Origin of the sequence: Microcystis ichthyoblabe FBCC-A1114 (assembly GCF_050500245.1) — a bacterium.
GTDB lineage: Bacteria > Cyanobacteriota > Cyanobacteriia > Cyanobacteriales > Microcystaceae > Microcystis > Microcystis ichthyoblabe_A.
In genome coordinates this window covers 1,002,800-1,016,656 of the sequence record NZ_CP191408.1, presented here as the reverse complement: position 1 = coordinate 1,016,656, position 13,857 = coordinate 1,002,800, and the positions used below count along the sequence as shown (strand labels likewise).

The 13,857-nt window shown below is 42.8% G+C and carries 16 protein-coding genes, 1 tRNA gene and 1 pseudogene; 10 read left to right on the top strand and 8 right to left on the bottom strand.

What is annotated here, in order from left to right; all coding sequences use genetic code 11:
• Window positions 1–379 precede the first annotated feature (379 nt).
• Entirely contained in the window at window positions 380–2,107 is a 1,728-nt protein-coding gene (locus tag ACQY1Y_RS04920; RefSeq protein WP_430014091.1) for a succinate dehydrogenase/fumarate reductase flavoprotein subunit, read from the top strand.
• A gap of 83 nt (window positions 2,108–2,190) precedes the next feature.
• A tRNA-Met gene (locus ACQY1Y_RS04915) sits at window positions 2,191–2,264 on the top strand.
• A 36-nt stretch (window positions 2,265–2,300) separates the two neighbouring features.
• Here the strand turns inward: ACQY1Y_RS04915 and ACQY1Y_RS04910 are convergent.
• Window positions 2,301–2,447 (bottom strand): TauD/TfdA family dioxygenase, encoded by a 147-nt coding sequence (locus ACQY1Y_RS04910; protein WP_271992670.1) that lies wholly within the window; start codon window positions 2,445–2,447, stop codon window positions 2,301–2,303.
• 93 nt (window positions 2,448–2,540) lie between these two features.
• On the opposite strand from ACQY1Y_RS04910, the gene ACQY1Y_RS04905 reads away from it, so the two are divergent.
• The 6 genes and pseudogenes from ACQY1Y_RS04905 to ACQY1Y_RS04880 form a co-directional block, all read left to right on the top strand.
• A complete protein-coding gene (locus ACQY1Y_RS04905; protein WP_430014090.1) occupies window positions 2,541–5,423 on the top strand; it encodes a tetratricopeptide repeat protein in 2,883 nt (960 codons plus the stop codon).
• An 80-nt stretch (window positions 5,424–5,503) separates the two neighbouring features.
• A complete protein-coding gene (locus ACQY1Y_RS04900; RefSeq protein ID WP_002762131.1) occupies window positions 5,504–5,740 on the top strand; it encodes a DUF4258 domain-containing protein in 237 nt (78 codons plus the stop codon).
• The gene (locus ACQY1Y_RS04895; protein WP_069474523.1) at window positions 5,737–5,937 is read left to right on the top strand and encodes a DUF2283 domain-containing protein; all 201 of its coding nucleotides are present in this window, start codon (window positions 5,737–5,739) and stop codon (window positions 5,935–5,937) included. The genes ACQY1Y_RS04900 and ACQY1Y_RS04895 overlap by 4 nt, the downstream gene beginning before the upstream one ends.
• Before the next feature lie 62 nt (window positions 5,938–5,999).
• Complete coding sequence (locus ACQY1Y_RS04890) at window positions 6,000–6,182, top strand: DUF1902 domain-containing protein (RefSeq protein ID WP_002733867.1); 183 nt, start codon at window positions 6,000–6,002, stop codon at window positions 6,180–6,182.
• A gap of 34 nt (window positions 6,183–6,216) precedes the next feature.
• On the top strand, window positions 6,217–6,420 hold the full coding sequence (locus tag ACQY1Y_RS04885; RefSeq protein WP_002732229.1) for a hypothetical protein: 204 nt from the start codon (window positions 6,217–6,219) through the stop codon (window positions 6,418–6,420).
• Between the two features lie 233 nt (window positions 6,421–6,653).
• A pseudogene (locus ACQY1Y_RS04880) lies at window positions 6,654–7,010 on the top strand (IS30 family transposase); the annotation flags it as partial.
• A gap of 371 nt (window positions 7,011–7,381) precedes the next feature.
• On the opposite strand, the gene ACQY1Y_RS04875 reads toward ACQY1Y_RS04880, so the two are convergent.
• The 4 genes from ACQY1Y_RS04875 to ACQY1Y_RS04860 all read right to left on the bottom strand — a co-directional run bounded on the left by ACQY1Y_RS04875 (window position 7,382) and on the right by ACQY1Y_RS04860 (window position 10,519).
• Window positions 7,382–8,722 (bottom strand): Rieske 2Fe-2S domain-containing protein, encoded by a 1,341-nt coding sequence (locus tag ACQY1Y_RS04875; RefSeq protein ID WP_430014645.1) that lies wholly within the window; start codon window positions 8,720–8,722, stop codon window positions 7,382–7,384.
• 221 nt (window positions 8,723–8,943) lie between these two features.
• Window positions 8,944–9,573 carry a DUF1361 domain-containing protein gene (locus tag ACQY1Y_RS04870; protein ID WP_430014089.1) on the bottom strand — a complete coding sequence of 210 codons (630 nt, stop codon included), beginning with the start codon at window positions 9,571–9,573 and terminating at the stop codon, window positions 8,944–8,946.
• A gap of 3 nt (window positions 9,574–9,576) precedes the next feature.
• The gene (locus ACQY1Y_RS04865; RefSeq protein ID WP_430014088.1) at window positions 9,577–9,993 is read right to left on the bottom strand and encodes an acyl-CoA thioesterase; all 417 of its coding nucleotides are present in this window, start codon (window positions 9,991–9,993) and stop codon (window positions 9,577–9,579) included.
• 7 nt (window positions 9,994–10,000) lie between these two features.
• Window positions 10,001–10,519 (bottom strand): cofactor assembly of complex C subunit B, encoded by a 519-nt coding sequence (locus ACQY1Y_RS04860; RefSeq protein WP_002734244.1) that lies wholly within the window; start codon window positions 10,517–10,519, stop codon window positions 10,001–10,003.
• A 135-nt stretch (window positions 10,520–10,654) separates the two neighbouring features.
• Between ACQY1Y_RS04860 and ACQY1Y_RS04855 the strand changes: the two genes are divergently transcribed.
• On the top strand, window positions 10,655–11,560 hold the full coding sequence (locus ACQY1Y_RS04855; RefSeq protein ID WP_069474524.1) for a metal ABC transporter permease: 906 nt from the start codon (window positions 10,655–10,657) through the stop codon (window positions 11,558–11,560).
• Window positions 11,561–11,799: 239 nt separating this feature from the next.
• On the opposite strand, the gene ACQY1Y_RS04850 is transcribed toward ACQY1Y_RS04855, so the two are convergent.
• The 3 genes from ACQY1Y_RS04850 to ACQY1Y_RS04840 form a co-directional block, all read right to left on the bottom strand.
• The gene (locus ACQY1Y_RS04850) at window positions 11,800–12,138 is read right to left on the bottom strand and encodes a DUF5615 family PIN-like protein (protein WP_430014087.1); all 339 of its coding nucleotides are present in this window, start codon (window positions 12,136–12,138) and stop codon (window positions 11,800–11,802) included.
• Window positions 12,135–12,359 carry a DUF433 domain-containing protein gene (locus ACQY1Y_RS04845; RefSeq protein WP_002740734.1) on the bottom strand — a complete coding sequence of 75 codons (225 nt, stop codon included), beginning with the start codon at window positions 12,357–12,359 and terminating at the stop codon, window positions 12,135–12,137. The genes ACQY1Y_RS04850 and ACQY1Y_RS04845 overlap by 4 nt, the downstream gene beginning before the upstream one ends.
• A 420-nt stretch (window positions 12,360–12,779) precedes the next feature.
• Window positions 12,780–13,094: a hypothetical protein gene (locus ACQY1Y_RS04840; protein WP_002755562.1), complete on the bottom strand. Its 315-nt coding sequence runs from the start codon at window positions 13,092–13,094 to the stop codon at window positions 12,780–12,782.
• 261 nt (window positions 13,095–13,355) lie between these two features.
• Here ACQY1Y_RS04840 and ACQY1Y_RS04835 point away from each other — a divergent pair, with 261 nt between their 5' ends.
• Window positions 13,356–13,850 (top strand): hypothetical protein, encoded by a 495-nt coding sequence (locus ACQY1Y_RS04835; protein WP_150975493.1) that lies wholly within the window; start codon window positions 13,356–13,358, stop codon window positions 13,848–13,850.
• Window positions 13,851–13,857: the final 7 nt, after the last annotated feature.

The window sequence follows — 13,857 nt, the reverse complement described above, 5'->3', positions numbered from 1 at the left end:
TTATCAGTAAACAGTAATCAGTAATCAGTGAGGTTCTTCAGTTTGTCTTATGCAACGGACAGGGTTATAAGGAATGAAACTCTTATAGAGAAAGACATTTGGCGATTTTTGTCAATTGTTTTTGAACTAGAACGAACTCATCAATTAAGTTTTTTGCCAGATAAGGATTTAGTCGATTTATGCCCCCCGAGCGAACCATACCAAGTTCAGTAATCAGTAAACAGTAATCAGTGAACTGAAAACTCGCATCTGATAACTGATAACTGATAACTGATAACTGAAAGGGCTGTCTCCTGAAATATAAAGTCTCGGTTACAAAACTGACTTCTGAGCAATTCTCACCCCACCATAGAAACAGAAGCCCGTAGGAAAATCAGCCATGAAAGAACACGATGTCGTTATAGTGGGTGGTGGGTTAGCAGGATGCCGCGCCGCCTTAGAAATCAAACGCCTCAACCCGACCATCGATGTTGCTGTCGTTGCCAAAACCCACCCAATTCGTTCCCACTCCGTCGCCGCCCAGGGAGGTATCGCCGCCGCCCTGCAAAACGTTGACCCCAAAGATAATCCCAGGGCCCACGCCTACGATACTGTCAAAGGTTCCGATTTTCTGGCTGACCAGGATGCGGTGGATATCCTCACCCGAGAAGCCCCCGAAGTTATCATCGAATTGGAACATCTAGGCGTGTTATTCTCCCGTCTCGAAGATGGACGCATTGCCCAAAGAGCCTTTGGCGGTCACAGCCATAACCGGGCCTGTTACGCCGCCGATAAAACCGGTCACGCCATGCTGCACGAATTAGTCAGCAATTTAGGCCGTAATCAGGTAAAAATCTACGATGAATGGTACGTTTTGCGTCTTATCCTCGAAGAAAGTACGGCCAAAGGGGTAGTAATGTACCAAATCGCCACCGGACAGTTAGAAATCCTCCGGGCAAAAGCAATTATGTTCGGGACGGGGGGCTATGGTCGCGTTTATAACACCACCTCCAACGATTTCGCCTGTACGGGAGACGGTTTAGCTTTATCGGCCAAAGCGGGTATTCCCCTAGAAGACATGGAATTTGTCCAATTTCACCCCACGGGACTCTATCCCGTCGGTGTTTTAATCTCAGAAGCGGTCCGGGGTGAAGGCGCTTATTTAATCAATAGCGAAGGTCGTCGTTTTATGGAAGACTACGCCCCCTCGCGCATGGAATTGGCACCCCGGGACATCACTTCCCGGGCCATTACCCTAGAAATTCGCGCCGGCCGGGGGGTAAATCTGGACGGTAGCGCCGGGGGTCCCTTTGTCTATCTGGATTTACGCCATTTAGGCCGGGAAAAAATTATGAGTCGCATTCCCTTCTGTTGGGAGGAGGCCCACCGTCTCGTCGGTGTCGATGCGGTAGAGGAACCGATGCCCGTCCGTCCTACAGTTCACTATTGTATGGGCGGCATTCCCGTTAATACCGATGGTCGCGTTCGCTTAAGTGCCGATACCCTCAGCGAAGGCTTTTTCTCCGCCGGGGAATGTTCCTGTGTCTCTGTCCACGGGGCCAATCGTTTGGGCAGTAATTCCCTGTTAGAATGTGTGGTCTATGGGAGAAGAACCGGCAAATCGATCGCTAAATACGTCGAAAAACGCGCTTTTCCCGTATTTAATCCCGATATTTACCTTCAGGATGCTAAAGAGGAAATCACCGCTTTATTGACCAAAAAAGGCACGATTCGCATCGGTCAACTACGTCAGCAATTCCAAGACTGTATGACCCAACATTGCGGCGTTTTTCGCACCGAAGCGACCATGCGCGAGGGAATTAAACAAATCGGCGAATTAAAGCGCCAATACGAGCAGATTTACCTGGATGATAGGGGGGATTGCTGGAATACGGAACTAATCGAGGCCTGGGAATTACAAAGTCTCATGGTGGTGGGGGAAATTATCCTCACCTCTGCCCTCAATCGTCAAGAAAGCCGAGGGGCCCACTCCCGCGAGGATTTTCCCCAACGGGATGACCAAAATTTCCTTCAGCATACCCTCGCCTATTATTCCCCCTCGGGCATCGATATCGACTATATGCCCGTGGTGATTCAGGATTTCACCCCCGTGGAACGTAAGTATTAACCTCTGGTCGGACGGTAAATGTAAAGGAATATTACAAACTCCTTGGCATTTACCGAGATTTAGTTCTATACTAAATAAAGCAACGCGGGATAGAGCAGTCTGGTAGCTCGTCGGGCTCATAACCCGAAGGTCAGTGGTTCAAATCCGCTTCCCGCCATTACTGATAAAGCCGGTAGTTAACCCCGATTTCCCGTTAGGGAACATCGAACATTACCCTTTCAAGACAGCGATTGGGGTCAATGTAAGATTGGCGAGAATGGAGACAAGTATAATTATCGATGATCAGGATCTGTTCTGCTTTTAAATAGAGCGGAACGTGATAGGCTTCAAACAGTGCCATTTACAAAATGTTTGAAAGAAGTAGCGGGGATTGAAATCGACCAATCTTAAGTTAGAAAACGGGTTTCTTAGAGAAACCCGTTTTCTGGGTTAGATGTGGTATAACAGAAAAGTGGTTATGTCAGAGGAAAGAGATATGCCATCAATTTTTATTTGTTATTCCCACCAAGACAAAGGATGGAGAGACAGACTGTTAAAATTTCTCGAACCTCTGAATGATGAGGAAAAAATAGTCTGGTCAGATCTCGACATACAACCGGGGGATATTTGGGATGAAAAAATTAAAGACAGTTTATCACAAGTAACAATTGCGATGGTCTTGGTTAGCCAAGATCTGCTTAATTCTCGTTATGTGAAGAATGAAGAATTACCCCGTATTTTGAAAAGACGTGAAGAAGAAGGAGTCGTTATAATTCCTATATTTCTTAGACATTCTACTGTGAAAAGTGTTTCTTTTAAATACACTAATGAAGAGGGAATAGAACAAAGATTTTACTTACATCAATTTCAGTCTCCTAGCAATAATTCTCCCAGCAATCCTCTCTGTGATCTAAAGAAATCAGAATATGAAAAAGTTTTCGTATCCGTTGAGGATAAATTGCGATCGCTGATTGAAGAATCTAAAAAAAAACAGTCTGAACCCTCTAAAAAAGCGGTCCAACCCCTGACCACCTCTGGGTTAGTGGATACGCAACTCCCACCCGTGCGTAGATGGCAAGGACGACGGGAAGAATTGCAAGAACTCCAAACAGCGTTAGGGAATGACCATCTAAGGTTAATCGAGATTACCGCCGCCGGAGGTTATGGTAAAACTGCCCTGGCGAGAAAGTTTACAGATCAATTAACTGCTGATTGGCCAGTATTATGGGTTAATTTTAACCAGCCTTACCCTTTGGCACAGTTCGGACGGTGGTTATTAGAGGAGTTAAAACAAAATTATGATGAAAAATGGAATGATGGGCAATTAATAGACGCAATCAGCAAAGGGTTAACCGCTAAACCCTGTTTATTAGTGTTGAATAATTTGGAAACGGTACTAACTGCCCCAGTAAATTTGGTTTATCAGCAATTCTTGCAAAAATGGTTAAACACAGAAAGCAGCAGTAAGCTATTAGTCACCAGTCGAGAACAGCTAAAATTCCCCGTCAATTTGCAAGATTATTATTATTCTTGGCCTTTAAAAGGGTTAAAAGAAGCGGATGCGATGCGTTATGTCACCGAAGATCACGGCTTAACGGGAAGCGATGAAGAATTAGCCCAATTTGTCGATAAAATGGGAGGTCATCCCCTCTTAATGGAACTGGTTTGTAGTTTGATGAAAGATAAGTTTGGGAAAGGGGTTTCTGTCACCGAGTCGCAAAATTTGGGCTTAAATCTGTTTGATGTGGAAGGGTATCACCGCGACACGGAAACCTGTGTTAGAGAAGTGATTACCGCCAGTTTAGCGCGATTATCGAAAGAATTTAGGGAGAGTTTAACGCGGTTATCGGTATTGCGGGAGAATTTTGATGACAGGTTAGCCCAGGGGTTAATTCCAGAAATAACTGAGGAAGATTTACGCTATTTAGCTCGTTTATCCTTATTACAAGAATTTCCCCCCGAATACAATGTAAAACCGCGACAGTTTCAGTTTTTGCCTTTAATTTCCATGGTGGTGCAAGATCAAGCAAATCCTGAAATATTGCGATCTGCCCATCAATTAGCCTTAGATTATTATTTAGCTCATTTACCTGTCCCTCCCTGGGAATCCTTGGAAGATTTGAAGGAATATTTAGAGGCGTTTTACCATGCAGGAGCATTGGGAGAATGGCAGTTAGCTTACGATATTTTGAATGAGGAAACAGGCGGAGAAGGGAAAAATAAATCGGTTGATAGTTTTTTGGATTTACAAGGATTTTATCGTAAGCGAGCAGATTTGTATGAGGAAATTATTGCAGAGAGTCAACGGGAACAAGATTGTTATTGTAACTCGTTAATCCTTCTCGGCAATTGTTATGATTACTTGGGACAGTATGAACAAGCGATCGCCAAGCACCAGCAACATCACGACATCAGTGAAGAAATCGGCGATCGGCAAGGGGTGGCAATTTCTCTCGGGAATTTAGGCAATTGTTATTATTCCTTGGGGCAGTATGAAAAAGCGATCGCCTATCACCAGCAATCTCTCGAAATCAGTGAAGAAATCGGCGATCAGCAAGGGGTAGCAATGTCTCTAGGGAATTCAGGACTTTGTTATTATTCCTTGGGACAGTATGAAAAAGCGATCGCCTATCATCAGCAATCTCTCGAAATCAGTGAAGAAATCGGCGATCAGCAAGGGGTAGCAATGTCTCTAGGGAATTCAGGACTTTGTTATTATTCCTTGGGACAGTATGAAAAAGCGATCGCCTATCACCAGCAACATCACGACATCAGTAAAGAAATCGGCTATCGGCAAGGGGTGGCAATTTCTCTCGGTAATTTAGGCATTTGTTATGGTTCCTTGGGGCAGTATAAAAAAGCGATCGCCTATCACCAGCGACATCACGACATCAGTGAAGAAATCTGCTTTCGGCAAGGGGTGGCAATTTCTCTCGGGAATTTAGGCAATTATTATGATTCCTTGGGACAGTATGAAGAAGCGATCGCCTATCACCAGCAACATCACGACATCAGTAAAGAAATCGGCTATCGGCAAGGGGTAGCAATTTCTCTACACAACATAGGAGAAGCGTTGAGAAAACTAGAAAACTGCAGCGAGGCAGAAAGCAAAATTCAAGAATCCTTAGTTATTTCTCAAGATATTAAGTATAAGTCTTTAATCGCCGATAGTTTAAAATTACTCGCCGAAATCTTCCACAAAACTAATCGCCCTGAACTTGCCCTCAGCTATTGCCAAGAAGCGCTTGAATTATGCCAAGAATTGGGGATTCCCTTGTTTAAATATTGTGAGGAATTGTTAGGGCAAATTCAGGGGGATGTAGCAGACAATCTATAAAATTATCCTTAACTCCCATTAAGCAAAACTATGAAAATTAACTTCATTGATACTTATAAGCAAACAATTCAATCGCCTCAATGAAATTTACTCAATACTTTTTAGCCACCAGAAAACGACCAGATCGAGCCAATATCAAAATGGAATGGATTGAATACACAATCAATAATCCTATTCTGGAAGTTCACCAAAATGATGGACGAATTCGCCGCTGGGCATTAATTGAGGAAATAGACAACAAGGCGTTGAGAGTTGTCTTACTCGAAGATGGTATCACAGTTCACAATGCTTTTTTTGATAGGAATTTTAAGCCATGAAAATCACCTACTTTCAAGATACGGATACTCTATATTTAGAGTTCAATAACAATCCTATTGTCGAGACTCAAGAAATCAATGAAAATACCTTAGTCGATCTTGATAAAAATGGGAACATTTGTGCAATTACCTTGGAACACGCCAGAAGCTTAACGGATCTGAATGCTTTTTCCCTAGAAACTATTGTCGCGTCTTAATTAGCTTCAAGTTTATAAGAGTTGTCATAATAAAATTATTCTATAAACTCTATGGATTCCCCATGCAAAACCCAATTAACCTCACTATTGAGCGCTTTCAAGAAAACGGACAAGATTACTATGTCGCCACCAGTCCCGATATACAAGGACTTGTCACTGAAGCTGATACAATAGATGCCGTCATTGATATTGCCAAAGACTTAATTCCCATCCTATTAGAATTGGAAACAAAGGAGTGTGAATAATGCAAACCGTCCACAAAATGAGGAACAATTAATTATGAACATCAAAGATTATCCCTTTGCTCAAGACTTGATTACGGATAATCAAGGTCAGATACAGCAAGTTATCATTAATTTTGAAGACTATCAACAAATAATAGAAACCTATGAAGATACTGGACTCTATCGGGCCATGATAGACGTTAAAGATGAAACTCCCTTAACTTTGGAGGAAGCTTTAATTGAATTAGAAAAAGAATGAAAATCAACTATCTTCCTACTTTTATCAAGGATCTTAAAGATTTAAAAAGTACGCCAATTCAAAAATGAAACGCATCAACCTCAAGAGTTGACAAAGAAAGGCTCATCAGGTCAGCAATTCTCATTTTAAGGTTTCATGACATTAAAACCCCTGCACCTAGAGGGGTTAATAATTCTTAACGAATCTCTAGATCGCTGAAACAACGCAAAATCGTTTCAAAATGAGAATTGCTGGAAATCAATAGAGTCACAGAAAAACTTTTTCAAGAGATTCACCCTGACAAAAGAAAAACCTTTACTTGTGACAACGGCAAAGAATTTTGTGGACATCAAGAGTTGAGTCAGAAACTAGGAGCAGATTTTTATTTTGCTACTCCTTATCATTCGTGGGAGAGGGGATTAAACGAGCATACCAATGGACTGTTAAGACAATTTTTCCCCAAGGGAACGAATTTTAAAATCGTTAAGCCAGAGGAGGTGGAAAGAGCCGTAAACTTGATTAACAATCGTCCTCGAAAATGTCTTGACTATCGTACCCCGAATGAGGTATTCTATAAAGGTAGATCAGACAGTGATGCAATTCAGACTTGAATTGGCCAATCTTAGTTAAGTACCTAAGTAAAATTAATTCCACATCTCGCTAACTCCTGACTTCGGGTGCATCTCATTTTTGTAAATCTAGCAAGTTGGGATTTTTACGCGAAAACTCTCTGATAAAATCTGGCATTACTTCCGATTTTATCACTCAATCCAAGCTTTTGGGTGGTAGAACCCCCCAAACCCCCCGCGCATTAGCTTTTCGGTGGGATGCTTACAGGCAGCTGCTGATACATTTGTCATCATTTAAGAGTCATACTAAATCTGTTTATTAAAAACTGATTATTTATTCACCCTTTTGCATTAGTGCCTGCTGCCTTTTACCTGTCCTGATATGTAGCCTATACTCAACGGATTTAGTATTATTACTGTAGTTTGGTATGGGCTTTTTTCTCATAGGTGCGTTCAAATTTTGTGCGGGTGTAATTGGCAGCGATCGCTATTGCTAAAGCCAAAATTGCGAAAATAAGGGCAGTAATTTGATAGATAGACTGATTTGGGGATAAAATTGCCAGTAAAGCTAATAATATCCCCATTAAAATTGCGATTTGTTTAGTTTTTACCATGTTTTCATGGGCAGCGCTACAGGTGCGACAGTGGACAGTGTGACGAGAATAGCGATCGAGGGGTAAAGGATCGAATAAATCGATCGCCGTTGTCCGCTGGCTGGTGTAGCCTTGATAGTAGGGGAAAGAGTCCCCATAGCGATCGAACCATTGACGTAACTCAATCACCAAGGCATCGGAACTTTTTAAGGGCAAGTATAATTTTTGTAAACTATCTCTTGACTTTTCCACCATTTGCTGCTGACTTTGAATTAAAGGTAGATCATCTTCGAGGATGCGACTTTGACGCAGATGTTCCAACCAGCGCCAACGGTATTGACGGGAGTTAACGGCAAAATTTTGGTAACGTCGCACCAGTAAGCGAGAACGACCTTGACCCAGAGAAATCCCGTATAAAGCCAATCCAGCACACCAATGGGGATTAGGCAGAGAAAAACGATAATGAACGAGATTAGGGGCTATAAAATCCAGATATTTCCAGCTTTCTTGCGGATTGCGGCTATTGCGCCACTGACTGCGAATTCCCCGCGCCGAGATTTCGAGGATTTGGAAGGCTAAAGGTTGAGCATTTTCCCGTTTTGCCCCGAATTCGCTGCGATCATGGCTAATATTAACATGGGCGGGATCGAGGAGATTTTCGAGTAAATAGCCCTGTTCGTAGGGAAAATCAATGAGATAATCGGTATGGACACAATTGGGGTCTTCTAGGTCTTTGATGATAGGAATATCGCTTTCTTTCGCTGTTTCCTCTTCTCCTAACCAAACCCAGAGGACTCCCTGACGTTCCACCACCCCATAGGATTTAACCTTGGCATTGCGGGGAATCGGGGTATTAACTGGCAGTTGGGGAATATGGGAACATTTTCCATCCGTCTCGAACTGCCAACCATGGTATAAACATTCTAAACGCCCAGCGATCATCTGTCCTGTGGAGAGTTTAGCCAAGCGATGGGGACAGCGATCAAGCAAACAGCCCCATTTTCCCTGTTGATCGCGAAATATTAGCAATGGTTGCCCATAAAGACAGAAAGAGTAGGGATTTTTTTGCCAATCCTGCACGAATAACACAGGATACCAACAATTTTGGTAGTGAAAACAGTCATCCCTAGGCAGGGGTTGAGATTGATCTGCGCTCGTCATGGCGATGAGAGAGAAAAAATATTGATCATCATCATAATATCGGTGCGGCAAATTGATCTCTGTCTTCCTACTATCTTTTAATTAATCGGAAAGGGACTATAGCGGTGTGCAGTCGTATGAGGTACAGTGTCACGAGCTATAAACCATGCTAGGCAAGGCTTGGTCTGTATCTCACTCAAGCGCTTACCGCTATAGGAGAGGGTGGAAATCTCCGATAGGCGTTAATTGTAGCCAAAAAATCGATTGTAAAGCCTTTTATTGATTTCGTATAGTAGCCAAATAATTAAAAAACAGACAGAGATGAATATCAAAGGTTTTTGAGTCAGTAAATTCTGCAAACTCCAGAATAGTTGCTGCGGTTGAGTGACTAGATACCAACTATTCAGTCGGAGAAACCTTCCTAAATAGATACCGATCGCACTTAAAAAATGGAGAGTTATTTCTAGGGGTAAAACTGCTGAATTTAGCTGACTTTGCTGACAATAACTTTTTAAATTAAGTAAGGAGATAACGTATAGCTGAAAGCCAATAAAAATAAAGATACTATACTGGGGAATTAAAACTAAAAAAAATAAACTTTTGGCGTAATCCTGCTGAACATAAGAGATTAAATGAATGCTATCGGTGAGAATGTAGGGAGCATTGGGTAAAAAAAGCACAAAAACTAAGAGAATTAACCACCAGAGTAGGGAACGATCGAGGGTGATCCGAAATAGCCAAAAACTGAGGATAAAGGGGATAAAAGCCAGAAAAGAATTCCAGATAATCCTCCCGGTACTGAGGTTAAATAATTGCCAAGCATTATGCCACCAATCCCTATTTAAAATCATCGTTAAATCTGCCAAAATCATCTCTTAAATATCAGTATCCTCTAGGGTTGATAAATATCCTAACCAATTTTTTAAAGATTCCGGGAAAGGGATTCTTTGTCTATCGGTGGGAGCGATGCACACATGGCGAGTTTTCGCTTTTCCGACCATGATTTCAGCCAAATAAATTTTATAATGCAATTCAAACTCGTTTTCGCTTAGGGATCGGACAGTGAAATTAATCTGTATTTGATCGCCACAAAAAAGAGGACGAAAAAACTGGATTTCCGCTTGAGTAATCGGTAGGGCAACCGGAGAATCTTTCAAAAAATCCTTGATATTGATGCCAAATTGTGCTAAGGAAAACTCGTAGGCTTCATGACAGATCGAGAGAAGATGGGCAAAGTAAACCACACCGGCCGCATCGGTATCGGCCAGATAAATTAGGCGCTCGTAGGACATAAAAAGCTTATTGTCTTTCCAGAAAGGTTAAACTATCTTGTAGTTGTCTTAACTCGTCCCGATGGGCTTTGACAGTTAATTCCGTTTGCTGAGATTTGCTTTCTACTTTAAAAGCCACTTCTTCTAAACGGCCGACTTTTTGCCAATAGAAAACACCGGCGAGGGGAGATAAACCCACAAGAGCAAAAATATAGGGATTAGTATCGGGAAATAACACCGATAACACCAGTGAGAAGCAAAATAAACCCAAGGCCGCCAAAATTGTCAAAAATATCGCTAGGAAGGGGCTAGGCGGCACAAAACCCTGTAATCTGACAATATTCTGTTCGGGTTCGATCGCCTTGACTTGATAGGAACGTCGGTCAAAATAGTCTCGCAGTTGTTCTAATAGTTGGTCGTCACTGGTACTGGTAAGATAGACACGCTGTTCGATACGCTCTTTGACGGAACCGCGAATAAAAAAGAATAATCCTACCATGAGCAGGAGAGTCAGAAAAAAAGTTGAGGAAAGAACGGGGGTATCCATGGCGGCAGTTAGGAGCGAAAAAACTTACAATTAATCCTAATTATCCTAACCTATCTTCTCCCCCGATTTAGAAGATAGATCCTAGGAGCAAAACCTCGATCGAGAATCAGAAAAATTTAACCCCAAGGCAGATTCATGGGCAACAATCTATTAACAGGATTAATCGAACCCTTACAGTATAGTTTCATGCAGAGATCCCTAATTGAAGCTATCATCGTCGGGATCATCTGTGCGGTGGTGGGAACCTACCTGATGGTACAACGTTTGGCCCTCTTGGGCGATGCCATCAGTCACTCGGTCTTACCCGGATTAGCGATCGCTTTTATTGGTAATTTTAATCTTTTACTGGGTGCTTTACTAGCCTCAATGGTCAGTACCCTACTGATTAACTTAATCCGTAATCGTTCCCCAATCAAAGAAGATGCGGCCATGGGTATCGTTTTCTCGGCTTTTTTCGCCCTTGGCATCACCCTGATCACTCTCATCCAAAAAAACAACAAAATCGACCTTAATCACTTTCTCTTCGGCAATATTCTCGGTGTTACTGCTGCCGACATCCGCGATACCCTAATTATTGCCGTTATCGTTTTATTAACCGTTTTGCTCCTGTATAAAGAACTATTATTCTACACTTTCGACAAAATCGGGGCGCAAGCGGCGGGTTTACCAGTAAATTTATTAGATTTAGGCTTAATGCTCCTGATTGGTTTGACAATCGTTGCTAGTCTCCAAGCGGTGGGAGTAATCCTCGTTTTGTCCCTTTTGATTACCCCGGCAGCCACTGCTTATCTTTTAGTTACCCGTCTTCATCAAGTCATGGGTTTAGGTGTGGGTGTGGGTATTATTTCTAGTATCAGTGGGATGTATTTAAGTTATTACTGGAATTTACCCTCTGGACCGGCGATCGTGCTTGTCGCTTTTACCCTATTTATGTTGGCCTTTTTATTCAGTCCCCGTCAAGGAATTTTCACTCATCCCGCTAGTCTAGGTGGTCAACTGTCTATCTGGGTAGAGATAAAAAATTTGTTGAGACGGCGTTAGTTTGGGGGATAAGGTGGGAGTGATCAAAAAAAGCCGACGGCCGAGATAACTGCGATAATTTGCCAGATTTTTCGAGGCTCTTACTCTGATATTGTGTTGATTTCATCGTTTCATATTGTACTTAAGCGACATACCAGACCACAGCATTAGGTTAATTCTTCCCCACAAGAATCTGATATTGGAAAATAGCCATTTGACCTCTTGTATTGGGTAGCTCTTGGATTCATTAGCCTGTACAGCTAGTCTCCGCTAATTTCTACCAATGTCTCACCAGCAGCTAAAAGTTCTAAAGCCCTGGGTAAAGTCTCACTCAAGATTTCACGCAACCGGGCATTAGAGGTATTGCCACAAGTCAGCCAAATAATTTGTGGGGGCGAACCAAGTCGCTCAACTAAATCTACAAAATCGCTGTCTTTGGTCATTAGGATAGCTCTTTGAGCTTTTGCAACCTGAAAGATTTCAGTATCTTCAGCATCTCTCAGTCCAAGATCACGCAAAGCCACAGTTTCAATCTCAAGTGTAGTGCTAATCCAGGTTGCAATTGCAGGAGACAAATGTGCGTCAACCCAAATTGTCATGCCAGTAAAACCGGGTGATTAAGCTTCCGCGAGGCATATAAAAGCGCTGCTTTCAAATCATCTGCCTCAAGATCAGGCATTTCATCTAGAATTTCTCTCGCGCTTAAACCTGCCGCGAATAGATCTAACACATCTGACACCCGGATTCTCATTCCTCGAATACAGGCACGACCACCGCACTGCCGAGGATTAACTGTAATTCTTGAAAGCAATTCCGCCATTACAAGGTAGCTCTTACGATCTTTACCTTTATTGTGAACTAGAGTGCTAAAAGTTTCAACAAAATAGGGTAGGCTATGCCCACCCTGTCAATTATGAAAAATTTTGACATCCTCACCGCCCAGCCCCGGCGGTGAGGATGTCAACACTCTTTAAACTCCTAGCCACACAAATCCCAGACGCTGAACTACAATTCATCTTCTCCGCATCAGAGTACCCAATTTGGTCGCCCTAGGACGCAACGGCAGCTGCAAACATTCTGATGCAGATGATTCAGGATGACCAAGGGGCATCTGCTCATGCCTAGTAAAGTTGAGTTTCCCTTTTCTGAGGATAACGCATTACCGACCAGAACCTTGATCCCAAGCGGCGATCGCTCTGATAACATGAGCTACTTTATCATTCTGCCTCAAAATTGTTTTTTATTGGTCGGCAATAATTGTCTTCTTTTTTTGATTTTGTACGGTAAGTTTGGAACAATCATATTTAAAAAGGCAGAAAATCTTCATCAAGAATTTGCTCCAGCGATAGTCCCCACTCTCAGGCTCAATGACAATAAACCAGTCATAATATTCCCCTGCTAATTGTGGATAAACGCGGTCAAAAATCTCTCGACAACGCCGAGCTAAAGCTTTATCCTCAGCCTCAATTTTCGCTATTTCTTCAGCAGAAAGGCGATGTTGATGAGGAAAAATCGAACTTCCCAGAGGAACTTTTCGAGAGGTTATTTGGCTCATTTTGGCTAATTTTTGCCCAGTGGGGACAAATTTAACTAGAGACAGAGAGAAGAAAAGAGCCTGTTGTGTTTCGGAAATGACTATCGTTCAGGAGAAGTCATTCTTTGATTATTCTAACGATTTCTGCATCTAGTCGGAGCCGTTTTTTTCAGGACAATCGCCACTCTCCACCCAGCCCAATATTGGGAGTAATAAGCTAAATCCCGTCATATAATTGGAAAGGAGAATGGCAACATTAGAGGCTGAGGCGAGGGGAAACAGATGAAGGGCGATCCGGCTGTATTGAAGAAAGTGTCTGTCAGTCTTCCTTTTGGTATTGGTTCAGCCGAATGGGAGGCAGATCCGACTGAGAGAAGGGCTGCATGGTCACTTTATGTGGAATTGGTGACGCGCATTGCTGTAGAGCCATTAGAGGGGGAAGAAGGGCTGCTGCGTGAGGCTTTGAACTCGCTGTATAGTTTATTTGGGACAACCCGCGAGATTCTCAAGGAAGCGGGTCCCGATGTGGGGGCTTCTCGCAATTCAGTGGGCGGTATTGCGATCGCTGTCCTGAATCGGGGGTTGCGCCGTTTTCTAGCCAAGTGGCATCCTCGCTTACAGGTTTGGGAAGCGAAGCGCCCTGCTGATGTCAGTCCCAAGGAATACGAGCAGCAATGGATAGAAGAACCTGAATTGCGAAGGGAGTTAGAGGCTCTCAGGCAGGATTTAAGTCGGTATGCACTGGCTCTAGCAGAGATTGCTGGGGTTGAAAATTAGGGGAGGA

What these genes read in the sequence shown, in the direction of transcription:
- ACQY1Y_RS04920 (WP_430014091.1), top strand. Translation starts at nt 380, where the DNA reads ATGAAAGAACACGATGTCGTTATAGTGGGTGGTGGGTTAGCAGGATGC.
- ACQY1Y_RS04910 (WP_271992670.1), bottom strand. Translation starts at nt 2,447, where the DNA reads ATGGCACTGTTTGAAGCCTATCACGTTCCGCTCTATTTAAAAGCAGAA.
- ACQY1Y_RS04905 (WP_430014090.1), top strand. Translation starts at nt 2,541, where the DNA reads ATGTGGTATAACAGAAAAGTGGTTATGTCAGAGGAAAGAGATATGCCA.
- ACQY1Y_RS04900 (WP_002762131.1), top strand. Translation starts at nt 5,504, where the DNA reads ATGAAATTTACTCAATACTTTTTAGCCACCAGAAAACGACCAGATCGA.
- ACQY1Y_RS04895 (WP_069474523.1), top strand. Translation starts at nt 5,737, where the DNA reads ATGAAAATCACCTACTTTCAAGATACGGATACTCTATATTTAGAGTTC.
- ACQY1Y_RS04890 (WP_002733867.1), top strand. Translation starts at nt 6,000, where the DNA reads ATGCAAAACCCAATTAACCTCACTATTGAGCGCTTTCAAGAAAACGGA.
- ACQY1Y_RS04885 (WP_002732229.1), top strand. Translation starts at nt 6,217, where the DNA reads ATGAACATCAAAGATTATCCCTTTGCTCAAGACTTGATTACGGATAAT.
- ACQY1Y_RS04875 (WP_430014645.1), bottom strand. Translation starts at nt 8,722, where the DNA reads ATGACGAGCGCAGATCAATCTCAACCCCTGCCTAGGGATGACTGTTTT.
- ACQY1Y_RS04870 (WP_430014089.1), bottom strand. Translation starts at nt 9,573, where the DNA reads ATGATTTTGGCAGATTTAACGATGATTTTAAATAGGGATTGGTGGCAT.
- ACQY1Y_RS04865 (WP_430014088.1), bottom strand. Translation starts at nt 9,993, where the DNA reads ATGTCCTACGAGCGCCTAATTTATCTGGCCGATACCGATGCGGCCGGT.
- ACQY1Y_RS04860 (WP_002734244.1), bottom strand. Translation starts at nt 10,519, where the DNA reads ATGGATACCCCCGTTCTTTCCTCAACTTTTTTTCTGACTCTCCTGCTC.
- ACQY1Y_RS04855 (WP_069474524.1), top strand. Translation starts at nt 10,655, where the DNA reads ATGGGCAACAATCTATTAACAGGATTAATCGAACCCTTACAGTATAGT.
- ACQY1Y_RS04850 (WP_430014087.1), bottom strand. Translation starts at nt 12,138, where the DNA reads ATGACAATTTGGGTTGACGCACATTTGTCTCCTGCAATTGCAACCTGG.
- ACQY1Y_RS04845 (WP_002740734.1), bottom strand. Translation starts at nt 12,359, where the DNA reads ATGGCGGAATTGCTTTCAAGAATTACAGTTAATCCTCGGCAGTGCGGT.
- ACQY1Y_RS04840 (WP_002755562.1), bottom strand. Translation starts at nt 13,094, where the DNA reads ATGAGCCAAATAACCTCTCGAAAAGTTCCTCTGGGAAGTTCGATTTTT.
- ACQY1Y_RS04835 (WP_150975493.1), top strand. Translation starts at nt 13,356, where the DNA reads ATGAAGGGCGATCCGGCTGTATTGAAGAAAGTGTCTGTCAGTCTTCCT.